General features: G+C 72.6%; 15 protein-coding genes and 1 pseudogene. 9 read left to right on the top strand and 7 right to left on the bottom strand.

Annotated elements, in window-relative coordinates; all coding sequences use genetic code 11:
- Nucleotide 1: 1 nt before the first annotated feature.
- The 5 genes from ACYVO7_RS10070 to ACYVO7_RS10050 are packed head-to-tail and all read right to left on the bottom strand — an operon-like array spanning nt 2 to nt 5,019.
- Nucleotides 2-901, bottom strand: coding sequence for a polysaccharide deacetylase family protein (locus ACYVO7_RS10070; protein WP_460449699.1), 900 nt, complete (start codon nt 899-901; stop codon nt 2-4).
- Between the two features lie 7 nt (nt 902-908).
- On the bottom strand, nt 909-1,700 hold the full coding sequence (locus ACYVO7_RS10065) for an SDR family NAD(P)-dependent oxidoreductase (RefSeq protein ID WP_460449698.1): 792 nt from the start codon (nt 1,698-1,700) through the stop codon (nt 909-911).
- Between the two features lie 7 nt (nt 1,701-1,707).
- The gene (locus ACYVO7_RS10060; protein WP_460449697.1) at nt 1,708-2,571 is read right to left on the bottom strand and encodes an ABC transporter permease; all 864 of its coding nucleotides are present in this window, start codon (nt 2,569-2,571) and stop codon (nt 1,708-1,710) included.
- On the bottom strand, nt 2,568-3,497 hold the full coding sequence (locus ACYVO7_RS10055) for an ABC transporter permease (RefSeq protein WP_460449696.1): 930 nt from the start codon (nt 3,495-3,497) through the stop codon (nt 2,568-2,570). Before ACYVO7_RS10055 ends, ACYVO7_RS10060 begins: the two co-directional genes overlap by 4 nt.
- 13 nt (nt 3,498-3,510) lie before the next feature.
- Nucleotides 3,511-5,019, bottom strand: a complete 1,509-nt coding sequence (locus ACYVO7_RS10050; RefSeq protein WP_460449695.1) for an ABC transporter substrate-binding protein — start codon at nt 5,017-5,019, stop codon at nt 3,511-3,513.
- 228 nt (nt 5,020-5,247) lie between these two features.
- Here ACYVO7_RS10050 and ACYVO7_RS10045 point away from each other — a divergent pair, with 228 nt between their 5' ends.
- Both ACYVO7_RS10045 and ACYVO7_RS10040 read left to right on the top strand, forming a co-directional pair.
- On the top strand, nt 5,248-5,775 hold the full coding sequence (locus ACYVO7_RS10045; protein WP_460449694.1) for a cupin domain-containing protein: 528 nt from the start codon (nt 5,248-5,250) through the stop codon (nt 5,773-5,775).
- Between the two features lie 231 nt (nt 5,776-6,006).
- Nucleotides 6,007-6,147: a hypothetical protein gene (locus ACYVO7_RS10040; RefSeq protein WP_460449693.1), complete on the top strand. Its 141-nt coding sequence runs from the start codon at nt 6,007-6,009 to the stop codon at nt 6,145-6,147.
- A gap of 53 nt (nt 6,148-6,200) precedes the next feature.
- Here the strand turns inward: ACYVO7_RS10040 and chlG are convergent, their stop codons facing one another.
- A complete protein-coding gene (gene chlG, locus ACYVO7_RS10035) occupies nt 6,201-7,088 on the bottom strand; it encodes a chlorophyll synthase ChlG (RefSeq protein ID WP_460449692.1) in 888 nt (295 codons plus the stop codon).
- Between the two features lie 133 nt (nt 7,089-7,221).
- On the opposite strand from chlG, the gene ispH reads away from it, so the two are divergent.
- From ispH to ACYVO7_RS10005, 6 genes and pseudogenes are all read left to right on the top strand, one after another.
- Nucleotides 7,222-8,181 (top strand): 4-hydroxy-3-methylbut-2-enyl diphosphate reductase, encoded by a 960-nt coding sequence (gene ispH / locus ACYVO7_RS10030; protein WP_460449691.1) that lies wholly within the window; start codon nt 7,222-7,224, stop codon nt 8,179-8,181.
- A 259-nt stretch (nt 8,182-8,440) separates the two neighbouring features.
- The gene (gene bchI / locus ACYVO7_RS10025) at nt 8,441-9,421 is read left to right on the top strand and encodes a magnesium chelatase ATPase subunit I (RefSeq protein WP_460449966.1); all 981 of its coding nucleotides are present in this window, start codon (nt 8,441-8,443) and stop codon (nt 9,419-9,421) included.
- Nucleotides 9,418-11,217: a magnesium chelatase subunit D gene (locus ACYVO7_RS10020; RefSeq protein WP_460449690.1), complete on the top strand. Its 1,800-nt coding sequence runs from the start codon at nt 9,418-9,420 to the stop codon at nt 11,215-11,217. The genes bchI and ACYVO7_RS10020 overlap by 4 nt, the downstream gene beginning before the upstream one ends.
- Before the next feature lie 17 nt (nt 11,218-11,234).
- On the top strand, nt 11,235-12,140 hold the full coding sequence (gene bchO / locus ACYVO7_RS10015) for an alpha/beta fold hydrolase BchO (RefSeq protein ID WP_460449965.1): 906 nt from the start codon (nt 11,235-11,237) through the stop codon (nt 12,138-12,140).
- Nucleotides 12,130-12,657, top strand: a pseudogene (locus ACYVO7_RS10010) (FAD-dependent oxidoreductase); the annotation flags it as partial. The gene bchO and the pseudogene ACYVO7_RS10010, both read left to right, overlap by 11 nt.
- The gene (locus tag ACYVO7_RS10005; protein ID WP_460449689.1) at nt 12,644-13,120 is read left to right on the top strand and encodes a TspO/MBR family protein; all 477 of its coding nucleotides are present in this window, start codon (nt 12,644-12,646) and stop codon (nt 13,118-13,120) included. The pseudogene ACYVO7_RS10010 and the gene ACYVO7_RS10005, both read left to right, overlap by 14 nt.
- Nucleotides 13,121-13,147: 27 nt before the next feature.
- Here the strand turns inward: ACYVO7_RS10005 and ACYVO7_RS10000 are convergent, their stop codons facing one another.
- Nucleotides 13,148-13,540, bottom strand: coding sequence for a c-type cytochrome (locus ACYVO7_RS10000; RefSeq protein WP_460449688.1), 393 nt, complete (start codon nt 13,538-13,540; stop codon nt 13,148-13,150).
- Nucleotides 13,541-13,991: 451 nt separating this feature from the next.
- Between ACYVO7_RS10000 and ppsR the strand changes: the two genes are divergently transcribed.
- Nucleotides 13,992-15,449 (top strand): transcriptional regulator PpsR, encoded by a 1,458-nt coding sequence (gene ppsR, locus ACYVO7_RS09995; RefSeq protein WP_460449687.1) that lies wholly within the window; start codon nt 13,992-13,994, stop codon nt 15,447-15,449.
- Nucleotides 15,450-15,456: the final 7 nt, after the last annotated feature.

Genomic DNA, 15,456 nt, shown 5'->3' with positions numbered 1-15,456 from the left:
CTCAGGCTCCTCCATGGCGGCGGGAGGCGATCGCCTCCGGGGTCCGGGCCGGGACCGAAAAGCGGGCGGCGTTGGGCGAGGCGGCGTGGTGGGCGGCGACCTCGGCGACTGTGGCGACCCAGACCGCAGGGTCGGCGACGACGCGGTCCAGCAGGCGCTCCAGCATGCGGATGCGGTGCGCCCGGCCGGAGATCCAGTCATGAACGGTCAGCATCGTCATCGCGCCGTAGCGATGGAGGGTCTCGAACTCGTCGATCCAGCCGTCGAGGATCGGCCCCGGCGCGGCGGGCGGCCAGTGGTCGGCCCCGCCGCCGACGAACTTGAAATAGACCGCGTCGTCCAGGACCCACTGGACCGGCGCCTCGACGACGCCATCGATCGTGTAGGGATGGTCGTAGCCCATCAGCGAGCTGTCATAGAGCCCGCGGCGGCGGACTTCGGCCAGCATATGGGGCGTCATCTCCCAGGCCGGAGAGCGGAAGCCGACCGGCGTCACGCCCTGCCGGGCGAACAGCGCCAGGGCGGCGTCGAGCGCGCCGTCGAACTCGGCGTCCGACGCCTGGGTGGCGAGCTCGTGGAAATAGCCGTGCAGCCCCACCTCGTGGCCGCGCTCGACGAAGGCCGGCAGCAGCTCCGGGTGGTTCTCGGCGACGACGCCGGGGACATAGAACGAGCCCTTGATCCCGTAGCGGTCCAGGAGGTCGAGGATGCGCCAGATCCCGACGCGCGGGCCGAACAGGCGCTGCTCCATCTGGCCCAGGAGGCGCGGGGGCGGCGCGTCCTTGAGGCTCCACAGGAAGGGAGATTCGGCGTCCACGTCGACCGTGAAGCAGAAGGCGCTGCGCTTGCCGGCGGGCCACTCATAGGCGCCGCCGGGCGCTGGTGCGGAAGGTGCGGTCATGGGCGCCTCACAGCGGATGCTTCTTGGCCTGGTGGACGGCGAGCGAGCCGATCGAGTTGCCGCCGTCGACCGTCAGGGTCGAGCCGGTGACATAGCCGGAGGCGTCGCTGGCCAGATAGAGCAGCGCGTTGGCGACGTCGGCCCGCGACGACGGCCGCCCCAGCGGGATCTGGGCGACCGTGTTGCGGATGTGCTCCTCGGTGAGTTCGCTGACCGTGCTGCCGGCCGCAAAGCCCGGCTCGAGCGCGTTGGCGCGGATGCCGAACTCGGCCAGCTCCACCGCGAAGCCCTTGGTCAGGCGGTCCAGCGCGGTCTTGGACGTGCAGTAGGGAACCACGGTGCGGCGCATCTTCCGCGACGCGCCGGAGGAGATGTTGATGATCGACCCCTTCACGCCCTTGCGCACCATCTGGGTGGCGACGCCCTTGGTGAGGATGAAGGGCGCGCGCAGATTGACGCCGAAGATGCGGTCGAACTCGGCCGTCGAGATGTCGAGCAGGAAGCCCGAAGGATAGATCCCGGCGTTGTTGACCAGGATGTCGGCCGCGCCCCAGCGCCGCCCAACCTCGGCGACGAGCGCCTCGATCGAGGCCTCGTCCGTGAGGTCCGCCGGAGCGACGAAGCTGTCGCCCGAGAGGCCGAGCGCGGCCGCCTGGGCGTCGAGGTCCTGCTGGCTTGCGTCGGTGAGGCACAGCGCGCATCCGGCTTCTCGGAGGCTCTCGGCGATCCAGCGGCCGATCACGCCGCCGGAGCCGGTCACCACGGCGCGCTTGCCGGCGAGGTCAGGAAAGGCGGTCATGGCGTCCTCATGGGGTCGAGCGGGGATCGAAGCGGTCGCGCAGGTCGTCGCCGATCAGGTTGACGGCCAGCACGAGCAGGAAGAGGCAGAGGCCGGGGAAGGTGGCGATCCACCAGGCGTTGGCGAGGTAGTTGCGGCCCGTGCTGAGCATCGCGCCCCAGCTCGCGGTGGGCGGCTGGACGCCGAGCCCCAGGAAGCTGAGGCCGGCCTCGAACAGCACCATCAGGCCGAACTCCAGCGTCGCCACCACGGTCATCGCGCCGATGATGTTGGGCAGCACGTGGCGCAGCAGGATGCGCGGCGCTCCGGCGCCCATGAAGGCGGCGAGACGCACATAGGGGGCGGTCGCCACGCCGAGCGTCTGCCCGTAGGCGACGCGGGCGTAGCGGGGCCAGCGCGTCAGCGCCAGCACCAGGATGACGTTGGCGAGCCCCGGGCCCAGCACCGCGACCGTGATGATGGCGAGCAGGATGGCCGGCACCGACAGGAACACGTCGACGATGCGCATCACCGCGGTCTCGACCGGGCCGCGCAGGTAGCCGGCCGCCATGCCGAGCGTGGTCCCGACCACGCCGGACAGGATGACGGAGGAGAAGGCCACCACCAGCGAGACGCGCGAGCCATGGACGAGGCGGCTCAGCAGATCGCGCCCGAGCTCGTCGCTGCCCAGCCAGTAGGTGACCCCGCGCGAGGCGAAGCCCGGCGGCTTCAGGCGGGCGAGCAGGTTCTGCTGGTTCGGCTCGTAGGGCGCCAGCCAGGGCGCGGCCAGGGCGGCGATCACGAAGGCGGCGATCAGCGCCACGGGCGCCCAGGCGGCGGGGCGGATCGCCCGGCGGACGCGGCGGCGGGCGGGCAGGGCGGCTTGCGTCATGCGCGGCCGCCTTCCAGCCGGATGCGCGGATCGACGGCGCTGTAGAGCAGGTCGGCCGCGAGGTTGAGGGCGACCGTCACGACGGCGCCCAACAGCACCACGCCCTGCACGACCAGGAAGTCGCGCGCCAGGATCGACTGCACGGTGACCTGCCCGAGGCCGGGCCAGGCGAACACGGTCTCCACGATGACGGCGCCGGCGAGCAGGTTGGAGATCTCCAGCGCCGCGACGGTGATGACCGGGATGGCGGCGTTGCGGGCGAGATGGCGGGCGAGCAGCCGGCCCTTGCCGACCCCGCGGGCCCGGGCGGTGCGGACATAGTCGCGCGAGAGCTCGTCCAGCAGCGAGGTGCGGGTGATGCGCGCGAAGGTCGCCATGCTGAGCAGGCCCAACGCGATCGACGGCATGACGATGTGCGAGAAGCCGCCCGTCGAGGAGGGCGGCAGCCAGCCCAGCGTCACGGCGAAGACCAGGATCAGCAGGATGCCGCTCCAGAAGGTGGGCATGCTCTGCGCCGCCAGCACCAGCCCGGCCAGCGCCCGCGCGGCGAGGCTGTCGCGCCAGAGCGCCAGCGCCACGCCGACCGGGATGCCGACGCCGCAGGCCACCAGGAAGGCGCCCGCCGCGAGCGCCAGCGTGTAGGGCACCCGCGACGCGATGATGGCGGTCACCGGCACGTTCTGGATGACGGAGCGGCCGAGGTCGAAGCGCGCCAGGTCGGCCAGGAAGGCGACGTACTGGACGACCAGCGGACGGTCGAAGCCCAGCGTGCGCCGCATCGCGTCGATGTCGGCCGGCGTCGCGGTCTCGGGCACGAGCAGGTAGGTCGGGTCGCCCGTCAGGCGCTGCAGGAAGAAGATCAGCGTGGCGACGCCGAAGATCGTCAGCAGGGCCTGGGCGAACCGCCGGGCCAGGAAGGCGGCCATCGGCCGGCCCGGCTCAGTCTTTCCAGTCCATGCGGTTGAGGAACATGCTCTCGTTCGGGGTCGGCTGCCAGACCAGCGCCTTGGCGCCGCCATAGATGATGGCGGACTGGTAGAGCGGGATCAGCGGCGCGTCCTTGGCGACGATCTCGTGCACCTGCTTGTAGGCCGCCATCCGGTTGTCCTGGTTGAGGGTGGCGCGCGCCGCCTCCAGCAGCTTGTCGGCGACCGGGTTGCGGTAGGCCGACCAGCCGCTCGAGTGGTGGATCAGCGGAAACAGCACGCCGTCGGCGTCCTGGCAGGCGCAGGACCAGCGCCCGTAGCTGAGCGCCGGCGTGTTCTCCGGCCCGCTCTGCGCCCGCTTCAGGTAGGACGCCATGTCGGACATGTTGATCTTCACGTTCAGGCCGACCTCGGCGAGCATCTGCTGCACGGCCTGGACGATGCGCTGGTCGAAGACCGGCGCGGTGGAGAGCTCGATCTCCTGCTTGGCGGCGGCGCCGGCCGACTCGACGATCTGCTTGGCGGTCTTGGGATCGTAGGCGGGCGCCTCGATCGCCTCCACCCAGCCGAAATGGGTCGGCGTCAGCATCTCGGGCACCGGCTTGTCGTAGCCGCCGAGGATGCCGTCCACGAGGCCCTGCTTGTCGATCGCCATGGCGACGGCGCGGCGGATGTCGGCCTTGTCGAAGGGCGGCTTGGAGGGGTTCAGCCGCAGATAGGCGACGCGCTCGGTCAGGACCGAGAGCGGCTTGGCCTTGGGGGAGTTCTTCAGCTGCGCGGCGAGGTCGCTGTCGAGGCTGACGCCGAGATCGCTGCTGCCGGCCTGCAGGTTCGCCACCCGGGTGGAGGCGTCCGGCACGGCCCGGAACACGGCGGTCGGGAACGGCCCCTTGCGGCCCCAATAGGCGTCGTTGCGCTTGAGGGTGACGGCGACGCCGCGCTTCCACTCCTGGAAGACATAGGGGCCGCTGCCGACCGGCTTCAGGTTGAAGGCGTCCTTGCCGACGGCCTCGACCACGTGCTTGGGCACGATGGAGAGCTTCACCAGCTGGGCCAGCAGGGCCGGGTAGGCGCCGTCCGTGACCAGCTTGACGGTGTTGGGGCCGGTCGCGGCCGCGTCGACAATCTTGTTGAACTGGCCGAGCTGCGGGCTGCCGAATTTGGGATCGATGATGCGCCTGACGCTGAAGACGACGTCCTCGGCGGTCAGCTTCTGGCCGTCGTGGAACGTGACGTCGTCGCGCAGCGTGAACTCCATCTCGGTGTCGGAGACCTGCTTCCACGACTTGGCGATCTCCGGCGCGAGCGCGCCCTTGTCGTCGCGGGTGACCAGATTGTCGAAGATGTTGCGGTAGACGTAGTAGCTGTCGGGGTTCCACTGCACCTGCGGGTCCAGCGAGGACGGCTCGTTCACGAGGTCCACCACGAACTGGTCGCGTCCGGCCTGGGAGGGGCCGGTCGCCGCGAGGCCGAGCGCCAGTCCGAGGGCGGCGGCGGCGAGAAGCGTCCTGGTCGTCGTCATGTCACACCGTGCAGGTCAACGGGGGATGGGGCGGAGCGGCCGCGGCCGCCGGACGGTCGGACCGGGGGCCCCGGCTGCGTCCGGCGGGATGATTGCGCCGGGGCGCACAACCCACAACCCCCTTTCGCGAGATGCCTGCGATGCCGCGGCCGTCGGCGCGATTGGCGCCGGGAAATCGACTGGACTAGGCTCGGCTCGTCCGGGGGCAGGCCCCGATGGAGTTCGCCCATGGCGCCGACCGACCGCCCGTCCTGCATCGTGCACTGGAGCGAGATCGAGGGACCCGACGATTCACGCTACGAAGGCGACGACGAGCTGATGGGCGTCGGCGCGCCCTTCGGCCGGCATTTCGGGCTGAAGCGGCTGGGCGTCCACCACCAGCGGCTGCCGCCGGGCCGGCGCACCTCGTTCCCGCACGCCGAGAGCGCGGAGGACGAGTTCGTCTATGTGCTCGAAGGCGAGCCGGACGTGTGGCTGGACGGCGTTCTCCACCGGCTGCGGCCCGGCGACGGCGTCGGCTTCCCGGCCGGGACGGGGCTCTCCCACAGCTTCCTCAACAACACGGACCGGGAGGTCCGCCTGATGGTGGTCGGCGATACGCCCCGGCCCGAGAACAAGGTGCTCTACCCGGTGAACCCGGACCGCAAGGACTACCGCGAGGACTGGTGGGACGACGCTCCCCCGCGCCCGCTGGGCGGCCATGACGGGCTGACCGACGCCGTGCGCGCCCGCAAGGCCGCCGCCCCCCAGGACTGAACCGGCCCCGACGGGGTCATCGCGAGCCGCCGACGCCTCCTCGCCGCACGTCCGTGCGGCGGCTCGAGGCCGCCAGGGACGGGGCGGCGATCGAGACGCTGGCGCTCGGCGAGACCCCGGTCACGGTCTTTCGGCCGGCGGAGAGGGCTGGTCATCATCGCGCCGCCGGCGGCCGGGGAACAACCGCTGCGCGGAGCCGTTGGTCGCCATCACCCGAATGGAGAGCCGAACATGATGGATTACATGGGATTCGTGCTGTTTCTTTGGATCGTCGGCGGCGCGTCCGTCGGCATGTTCATCATCGACCGCGTGGCGGACCGCACCAACACGTCGCGAGTCCAGGGCGGCCGACCGGTCGAGGCGCGCGCCTGACCGTCGCCGGATGAATGATGCTCCGGGACCGGCGATCGCGTCGGCCCCGGGGGCTAGGCCACGCCCGCAGGGCTCACCGCGAGCGCGGAGGCCAGCATGCCCAGGACGAAGAGCGGCACGCCGAAGCCGCTGTACCAGACCGCATGGCGGGTCGGATCGCGCAGGAAGCGCGCCATCAGGACGAATTGCAGCAGCAGCAGGGCCGCCACGACCGCGGCGGCGACGGGATGCTCCCAGGACGCCAGAAGGGCGATGACGACGACCTGCGGCGCCGCCATCGCCAGGCACGCCGCCTCGGCGGCGCGGCGCGGCCCCAGCGTCACCGGAAGCGAGCGGACGCCCATGAGGCTGTCGCCCTTCACGGACTTGAAGTCGTTCAGCGTCATGATCCCATGCGCGCCGGCGCTGTAGAGCGCGGCCAGAGCGAGCGACGGCGCGGGCGGCAGCGTCCCGCCCAGCATGGCGGCCGCGCCCGTCACCCAGGCGAGCCCCTCGTAGCAAAGCCCGCAGGCGGCGGCCCCGAGCCAGCCGTTCTGCTTCAGCCGAAAGGGCGGGGCGCTGTAGGCCCAGGCCAGCGCCAGGCCGGCCAGGGCGGCGATGAACACCCAGCGCCCGAGCGTCGCCGCCACCGCGAGCGACAGGACCGTCCAGGCGACCGCGATGCCGAGGCCCCAGGCGCCCGGGATGCGGCCTGACGGGATTGGCCGGTGAGGCTCGTTGATGGCGTCGACCTCGCGGTCGTACCAGTCGTTCACGGCCTGGCTGGTGGCGCAAACGAGCGGTCCGGCGAGCAGCACGCCGGCGAGCGCGACGGGCCAGTGCTCCCGCAGGGGAACGCCCGACGAGACCACGCCGCAGCCGAACGCCCACATGGGCGGGAACCAGGTGATCGGCTTCAGGAGTTCGAGCACGGCGCCCGGCGCCGGCGCTGCGGCCTGCATCGCATCATCTCCGGCGGCGGGACGGCGGCCGCGCCGCCGCCCGAGCCCGGCCTATCTGGCCACAGGCGGGCGGGCCCGTCCAGAGTGTAAATTGTGCATGACACTTTGGACGTAAACTTCTATTGTCAACCGCATGAGCGACCCCCGCCCTCTCACGGTTGTCCTGGCCACGCCGCGCGGCTTCTGCGCGGGAGTCGTGAGGGCGGTCGACATCGTCGAACAGGCGTTGCGGCTCTACGGCCCGCCCGTCTATGTGCGGCACGAGATCGTCCACAACCACCATGTCGTGGAGGCGCTGCGCAGCCGCGGCGCGGTGTTCGTGGACGAGCTGGACCAGGCGCCCGAGGGCGCGCTGGTGGTCTTCTCCGCCCATGGGGTCTCGCCCGAGGTCGAGCGCGCCGCGCAGGCCCGCGGCATGGACGTGCTGGACGCCACCTGCCCGCTGGTGCAGCGCGTGCACCGCGAGGGGCGGCGCTATGTCGAGGCCGGGTTCGAGGTGATCCTGATCGGCCATGAGGGCCACGCCGAGGTGGAGGGCACCAAGGGGCAGGTCGGCGGCGGGCTGCGGGTCGTGTCCTCGGCCGAGCAGGCGCGGGCGCTCGAGGCGCGGGACCCGTCCAGGCTCGCCTATATCACCCAGACGACGCTGAGCGTGTTCGACACGCGCGACGTGATCGCGGCGCTGAAGGCCCGCTTCCCGGCGATCGTCGGCCCCGACACCCGCGACATCTGCTACGCCACCCAGAACCGCCAGAAGGCCGTGCTCGACATGGCCGGGCAGGTCGACCTCGTCCTGGTCCTGGGCTCGGCCAACAGCTCCAACTCCAACAGGCTGCGCGAGATGGGCCTCTCCATCGGGGTCCCGGCGCATCTCGTCGAGTCCGGCGGCCGCATCCGGCCCGAATGGCTCGACGGCGTCGACCGGGTCGGCCTCACCGCCGGCGCGTCCGCTCCCGAGACCCTGGTGCGCGACGCCATCGAGGCGCTGAGGGCCTGGCGGCCCGTCGTCGTCCAGGCGCTGCCCGGCGTCGAGGAGACGGTCCAGTTCCGACTGCCGCAACGCCTTCAGGACGACGCCAGGCGGAGGGCGTGACCGATGCGGCGCGGCGGCGGGCACATCGCACCATGGGGGCGCTGACGTGATGGAGTGGGCTCACCTCGACCGCCTCGACGGCGCCGGCGCCGACGATCCCGGCCTCGCCGAATCCGCCGGGCCTGCGCTGGCCGGGCGCGCCGGGGAGGACCGGCCGGCCCGGGCCAAGGCGGCGCGATCGTCCCCCCTGGCGCCGCCGGCCGGCTCGGCCGCCCGACGCCCCGCCTATCCGTTCTCGGCGCTGGTCGGGCAGGACGACATGAAGCTCGCTCTGCTGGCCGCGGCGGTCGACCCGACGATCGGCGGCGTCCTGGCGCTGGGCGACCGAGGCACCGGGAAGTCCACCGCCATCCGCTCCCTGGCGGCGCTGCTGCCCGAGCGGCGCGTCATGCGGGGCTGCCCCTATGGGTGCGGACCGGCCGACGCGGCCTCCTCCTGCCCGCATTGCGCCGGCCGGCCGGCGGCGTCGCGCAAGGCGGGCCGGGCGCCCGTTCCGGTCGTCGAGCTGCCGCTCGGCGCCACGGAGGACCGCATCGTCGGCGCGCTCGACCTGGAGCGGGCGCTGAGCTTCGGCGAGAAGGTGTTCCAGCCCGGCCTGCTGGCGCGGGCCAATCGCGGCTTCCTGTATGTGGACGAGGTCAACCTGCTGGACGACCATCTGGTCGACCTCCTGATCGACGTCGCGGCGTCCGGCGAGAACCTCGTCGAGCGCGAGGGCCTGAGCGTCCGGCATCCGGCGCGGTTCGTGCTCGTGGGCAGCGGCAATCCGGAGGAGGGGGACCTTCGGCCCCAGCTCCTCGACCGCTTCGGCCTCGCCGTGGAGGTCCGCACCCCGACCGCGCTGGCCGAGCGCGTCGAGGTGGTGCGCCGCCGCGACGCCTTCGACCGCGATCCGCACGGCTTCGCGCAGGCCTGGAGCCGGCGCGACGCCGCGGTCCGCCGGCGGGTGGTGCGCGCCCGCGCGGCGCTCGGAGCGGTCGAGACGCCGCTCGCCGCCCTGGAGCAGGCGGCGCGGCTCTGCCTGCGCGTCGGCACGGACGGGCTGCGCGGCGAGCTGACGCTGATCCGGGCGGCCCGGGCCCTGGCGAGCCTCGACGGGGAGGCGCGGGTCACGGACGCGCATCTGCGGCGCGTGGCCCCGCTGGCGCTGGCCCACCGCCTGCGCCGCAACCCCCTGGACGACGCCCGGTCCGCCGTGCGGGTCGAGCAGGCGGTCCTCGAGGTCCTGGGCCCGCCATGACAGCCATTCCCCCCGAGGACCCGGCCGCCATGGCCCCCGCCGGGGACGCGCAAGCCGCGGATGCGGCGCTGGCGGCGGCCCTGATCGCGGTCGATCCGCGGGGGATCGGCGGCGCGGTGCTGCGCGCCGGCCACGGGCCGCATCGCGACGCCTGGGTCGCGGGGCTGCGCGGGCTCCTACCCGAGGGAGCCCCCTTCGTGCGCGTCCCGGGATCGGCCTCCGACGACCGCCTGTTCGGCGGCCTCGACGTCGCCGCCACGCTGGCGGCCGGTCGCCCCGTCGCGCAGGCCGGGCTGCTCTCCGCCGCGGCCGGCGGCGTCCTGGCGCTGGCGATGGCCGAGCGGCTGGCCGGCGGCCGCGCCGCCCGCCTCGGCGCGGCGCTGGAGCTGGAAGGCGGCGCTCAGGCGCCGGTCGTCCTGCTGGCCTTCGACGAGGGCGTCGGGCCGGACGAAGCCGCGCCCGAGGCGCTGCGCGAGAGGCTGGGCGTCGTGCTGGCGCTCGACGAGGCCGGCGGCGTCGACATGGGCTGGAGCCGGGACGACGTCGCCGACGCAAGGGCGCGGCTTTGCGGGGTGGCGATCGGGACCGCGGCGGCCGAGACGCTGTGCGCCGCCGCCGAGGCCCTCGGCGTCGCGTCGATGCGGGCGACCCTGCTGGCCGTCGCGGCCGCCCGGGGGTGCGCCGCGCTGCGGGGAGGCGAGGCCGTGGAGGAGCCCGATCTGGCCGCCGCCATCCGGCTCGTGCTCGCGCCCCGCGCCACGCGCTGGCCGGCGACGCCCGATGACCCCACGGGCGAGCCGGAGGCCGCCCCGGAGGCGCCTGAAACCGCCGAAACGCCCGAAACCGACGAAGCGGCGGCCGCCGACCCGGGCTCAGGCGCGCCCGACGACGGCGCGCCCGAAGCGCAGGCGCAGGCGGATCGGCTGGTCGCCGCCGCCAAGGCGCGCCTGCCGGATCGGCTGCTGGCCGAACTCGGCGGCGCCATGCTGCGCCGGGACGCGCAGGCCGGCCGGGCCGGCGCCCCGGTGACGATGCGCGGGCGGGGCCGCCCGGCGGGATCGCGGCCGGGCGCGCCGCAGGGCGGCGACCGTCTCGACCTGATCGCCACCGTGCGGGCGGCGCTGGGCTGGCAGAGGCTGCGGCGCGAGGCGCTGCCGGCGGAACGCGCCGCGTCGGCGCCGCGCGTGCTGATCCGCCGCGACGACCTCAGGGTGGTCAGGACGGAGGCGAAATCGGCCAGCCTCATCGTGTTCGCGGTGGACGCGTCGGGATCCCAGGCGCTGCATCGCCTGGGCGAGGCGAAGGGGGCCATCGAGCTTTTGCTGGGCGACTGCTACGCCCGCCGCGACGAGGTCGCGCTCGTCGCCTTCCGGGGCCGGGACGCCGACATCGTGCTGCCGGCGACGCGCTCGCTGGCGCGGGCGCGGCGAGGCCTGGCCGGCCTTCCGGGCGGGGGCGGCACGCCGCTGGCCGCCGGCATCGACGCCGCCGCGGCGGTCGCGGACGCGGCTCGCCGCAAGGGGCGCTCGCCGATCGTCGTGATGCTGACCGACGGACGCGCCAATGTGGCCCGCGACGGGACCGGGGGCCGGCCGCGGGCCGCCGCCGACGCGCTCGACGCCGCGCTCCGGCTGCGGGCGGCGCGGCTGTCGGCGCTGCTAATCGACACGTCCCCGCAGCCGCAAAGGGAGGCCCGCGCCCTGGCCGACGCCATGGCGGCGCGGTATCTCCCCCTGCCCCACGCCGACGCCGCGACACTGTCGCGCGCCGTCCGTGCGGCCGCCCCGCCAAACTGATGGGGTACGCCGTGGCCATCGACCCCGACAGACCCGATTGGGAGAGGGACGGACGCGACTGGCCGAACCGCGAGGCGAGCCGCTTCGTGCGGGCCGGCGGCCTGCGCTGGCATGTCCAGGTGATGGGCGAGGGCCCGCCGCTGCTGCTGCTGCACGGCACGGGCGCGGCGACGCATTCCTGGCGCGGCCTCGCGCCCCTCCTCGCTGAGCGGTTCACCGTGGTGGCGCCGGATCTGCCGGGCCATGGCTTCACCAGCCCGTTTCCGCGCGGCCGCCCCTCCCTGACCGGGATGGCGCGCGCGGTCGCCGACCTCTTGGCGGAGCTGAAGCTGGCGCCCCAGGTGGCGGTCGGCCACTCGGCCGGGGCGGCCATCGAGATCCGGATGACGCTGGACGGGTCGATCGCGCCCCAGCTCCTGGTCGGGCTCAACGGCGCGCTGCTGCCCTTCGGGGGGATCGCCGGGCAGCTCTTCCCGCCGATGGCGAAGGTGCTGTTCCTCAACCCGCTCGCGCCGCGGCTGTTCTCCTGGGCGGCCGACCGCGGCCAGGTCGAGCGCCTGCTGCGCAACACCGGCTCGACGATCGACGAGCGCGGGCTCGAGCTCTATGGCCGCCTGTTCCGCACGCCCGGGCATGTCGCCGGCGCGCTCGGCATGATGGCGAACTGGGACCTGGAGTCGTTCGAGCGGGATCTCGGGCGGCTCGCCACCCCGACGCTGCTGCTGGTGGGCGGCAACGACCAGGCCGTGCTGCCGGACGTCTCGTTCCAGGTGCGCGACCGGCTGGCGGATTCGACCGTGAAGGTGCTGCGCGGGCTCGGCCATCTGGCCCATGAGGAGGACCCGGCCCAGGTCGCCGCCCTCATCCTGGAGCGCGCGGCGGGCGCGGCTCCGCCGACCCTGGACGACGACCATGCAGCATGAGGCGCCGCCGCGCTCCTTCGCCCGCCAGCCGCATGCGGTGGTGATCGGCAGCGGCTTCGGCGGCCTCGCGGCGGCGGTGCGGCTCGGCGCCAGGGGCTACCGGGTCACCGTGCTGGAGCAGTTGGACGTCCCCGGCGGGCGGGCCCGGGTGCATCGCCAGGACGGTTTCGTCTTCGACGCCGGGCCCACCATCATCACGGCGCCGTTCCTGCTGGAGGAGCTCTGGGCGCTGTGCGGCCGCAGGCTCGCCGACGACGTCGCCCTCGTGCCGATGGACCCGTTCTACCGCATCCGGTTCCAGGACGGCTCGGAGTTCACCTATAGCGGCGACGCCGAGGCCATGCGCCGGGAGGTGGCGCGCTTCTCGCCCGGCGACGTCGAGGGCTATGAGCGCTTCATGCGCGACAGCGAGGCGATCTACCGCGTCGGCTTCGAGCAGCTCGGCGACGCGGCGTTCGACAGCCCGATGGACATGCTGCGGGTGGCCCGCTCGCCGCTGTGGGTTGCTCGTCGTCGCGGGCCTGGGCGGCTGGCTCACCGACGTCTCGTCCTGGTACCAGAACCTGCGGTTTCCCTCCTGGCGTCCGCCGGACTGGCTGTTCGGACCGGCCTGGACGGCGATCTTCATCTGCATTGTGGCCGCCGGCGTGCTGGCCTGGCGCGATGCGCCGTCCGGCGCCGAACGGGCGCTGCTAATCGGGCTCTTCCTGGTGAACACCGCGTTCAACGTGGCCTGGTCGCTGCTGTTCTTCCGGCTGCGGCGGCCCGACTGGGCGCTCGTCGACGTCGTCGCCCTGTGGGCGTCGATCGTGGCGCTGATCATCGGCGTCGGGCGCTTCTCGACCGACGCCGCGCTGTTGCTCGCCCCCTATTTGGCGTGGGTGTCGTTCGCCGCGTTCCTCAACTGGACCATGGTGAGGCTGAACCCCCGGACGGCGCCCGCCAGCCCAGGCGGGGCGACGCCGGCGCGCTCCGCCTAGGCGTTCCGCCGGCCGCCGGCCGGAGCGTCACGTCTTCTTGCCGTCCGGGCCGAACTGCTTGAGGTAGGCCAGGACGTTGGCGACGTCTGCGTCGTTCGTAAGCCCGGGAAAGCTCATCTTGGTCCCCGGGATCTTGGCCTTCGGGTTGCGGATGTACTCCTGGAAGGTGGCTTCGTCCCAGGTGAGGCCCGAGGTCTTGTTGGCCTCGGAATAGGAATAGCCCGGATAGGTCCCGGCGGGCCGGCCGATGACGCCGTTCAGCACAGGGCCGACCCCGTTCTTGGCGGCTTCGCCGGTCTGGTGGCAGGCGCGGCACTTCAGGAACACCTTCTCGCCCGCGGCGGCGTCCTGCGCGAGGGCGTGGCCGGCGGGCGAGAGCAGCAGGATCGCGAGAGTCGCTGCGGGGAGGGCGCGGGTCATGGGAGGCCTTTCCGGGGGTGGCGCGTCTGCAAGGCGCGGGAACCAGGAGAGGGTGGAGCGGCCATGGCGATCGTCAAGGACGCTTGGCGATTGTGGCGTCATACCGATTTGTCATCTTTCGCCATGCGAAGGCCCGTTCTGCGCTCCGCCATCTCAGAAGCCTTGATTTAGAACAACATCGACGCGACGCCGTGTGCTAAAAGAAATGGTGCGTCCGCGTTTGTCCAATCTGGTTGACGTTCGTCTCCTTGCGTGGACGCCGATGCTCACCATATCGGGTGAGGGTCGACATCGGTCAGCGCATGAATGCTGACGCCGTTTCATCATGCAGCATGTTGACAAAGCTGCTGGGTCTTCCCTTTTGCTTTGTTCCGGCCATTGTGCGGCTGGCGCGAGAGCGATCAAAATGGGAGCGCGGCGCAGCGCCGCGCGATCGAGACAAGGAACACAGGTGGCCAGGACCGTGGGATCGCCCGAGCACAGATCGCAGCCCTTCGCGACTCCCCGGGAGTCGCTGGGCGGATCCGTCGACGCCGAGACGGCCGGCGCGCTGATTTCGGCGACGGCCGACATCGCGCTGGTGATCGATCGCGAGGGCGTGGTGCGGGACGTCTCGGTCTCGGACCTGGACCTCGCCGAATTGGATGCGCGCTCCTGGGTGGGGCGTCCCTGGCGCGACACCGTGACGGTCGATTCCAAAGGCAAGATCGACGAGCTGCTCGGCGCGCCCTCGGCGAAGTCCGCCTCGCGGTGGCGGCAGGTGAACCATCCCACGCCGTCGGGAGTCGACGCTCCGGTGCGCTACTCGGCCATTCGCCTGGACCAGGACGGACGGACGCTGGCGGTCGGGCGCGACCTGCGGGCGATCGGGCTGATGCAGCAGCGGCTCGTCGATGCGCAGCAGGCCATGGAGCGCGAATATGCGCGCATCCGCAGCGTCGAGACGCGATACCGGCTGCTGTTCCAGCTGGCGTCCGAGGCGGTGGTGATCGTCGACGGCCTGACCAACCGGATCGTGGACGCCAACCCGGCTTCGACCCGCATCCTGGGGGTCTCCCCCAAGAGGATCATCGGCCAGGCCTTCGCCGACCTGTTCGACGAGGGCAGCGCGCAGGCGGTGCAGTCGCTCTTCGCCGCGACCCGCTCGGCGGGCCGGGCCGACGACGTCCACGCCCGCACGGAGGAAGGCAAGACGTCGCTCCTGCTGTCGGCTTCGCTGTTTCGCCAGGAGAGCGCGGCGCATCTGCTCATCAAGCTGCGCCCGATGGCGGCGGAAGGCGCGTCCGCGCCGGCCTCGGCCAGCAGCCTCATGCAGGTCATCGAACGTCTGCCCGAGGCCTTCGCGGTCACCGACCTGACCGGCCGCGTGCTGGCGGCGAATTCGGCCTTCCTCGACCTCGCCCAGGCGCCGACCGAGCAGCAGGTCAAGAACCAGCCGATCTCGCGCTGGCTCGGCAGGCCGGGCCTTGACGTCGAGACCCTGTTCAACGCGCTGCGGGCCCACGGCTCGGTGCGCAACTTCTCCACGGTGCTGCGCGGCGAACTCGACGGGCTGGAGACGGTCGAGATCGCGGCCGTGCTGGTGGAAGGCGGCGAGATCCCCTGCGTCGGGTTCAGCATCCGCACCAATGGCTGGCGCCAGGCGGACCGGCAGTTCTCCGGGCCCGAACTGCCCAGCACGGAGCAGTTCACCGACCTCGTCGGCCGCATGCCGCTGAAGGAAATGGTGCGCGAGACCACCGACATCATCGAGCGGCTCTGCATCGAGGCGGCGCTCGAGCTGACGCGGGACAACCGCGCCTCCGCGGCCGAGATGCTGGGCCTCAGCCGCCAGAGCCTCTACACGAAGCTGCGCCGCTTCGGCCTGGGCGACCTCGAAAGCGAGCCGGACGACGTCAAGGTCAACTGAGTGTAAA

It is taken from the genome of Alsobacter sp. SYSU BS001988, from assembly GCF_054796215.1.
Note: the sequence above shows the minus strand (reverse complement) of the source record. Positions and strands in the feature narration are given on the sequence as shown.

Coding starts and splice junctions, on each gene's coding strand:
- ACYVO7_RS10070 (WP_460449699.1), bottom strand. CDS start 901: ATGACCGCACCTTCCGCACCAGCGCCCGGCGGCGCCTATGAGTGGCCC.
- ACYVO7_RS10065 (WP_460449698.1), bottom strand. CDS start 1,700: ATGACCGCCTTTCCTGACCTCGCCGGCAAGCGCGCCGTGGTGACCGGC.
- ACYVO7_RS10060 (WP_460449697.1), bottom strand. CDS start 2,571: ATGACGCAAGCCGCCCTGCCCGCCCGCCGCCGCGTCCGCCGGGCGATC.
- ACYVO7_RS10055 (WP_460449696.1), bottom strand. CDS start 3,497: ATGGCCGCCTTCCTGGCCCGGCGGTTCGCCCAGGCCCTGCTGACGATC.
- ACYVO7_RS10050 (WP_460449695.1), bottom strand. CDS start 5,019: ATGACGACGACCAGGACGCTTCTCGCCGCCGCCGCCCTCGGACTGGCG.
- ACYVO7_RS10045 (WP_460449694.1), top strand. CDS start 5,248: ATGGCGCCGACCGACCGCCCGTCCTGCATCGTGCACTGGAGCGAGATC.
- ACYVO7_RS10040 (WP_460449693.1), top strand. CDS start 6,007: ATGATGGATTACATGGGATTCGTGCTGTTTCTTTGGATCGTCGGCGGC.
- chlG (WP_460449692.1), bottom strand. CDS start 7,088: ATGCAGGCCGCAGCGCCGGCGCCGGGCGCCGTGCTCGAACTCCTGAAG.
- ispH (WP_460449691.1), top strand. CDS start 7,222: ATGAGCGACCCCCGCCCTCTCACGGTTGTCCTGGCCACGCCGCGCGGC.
- bchI (WP_460449966.1), top strand. CDS start 8,441: ATGAAGCTCGCTCTGCTGGCCGCGGCGGTCGACCCGACGATCGGCGGC.
- ACYVO7_RS10020 (WP_460449690.1), top strand. CDS start 9,418: ATGACAGCCATTCCCCCCGAGGACCCGGCCGCCATGGCCCCCGCCGGG.
- ACYVO7_RS10000 (WP_460449688.1), bottom strand. CDS start 13,540: ATGACCCGCGCCCTCCCCGCAGCGACTCTCGCGATCCTGCTGCTCTCG.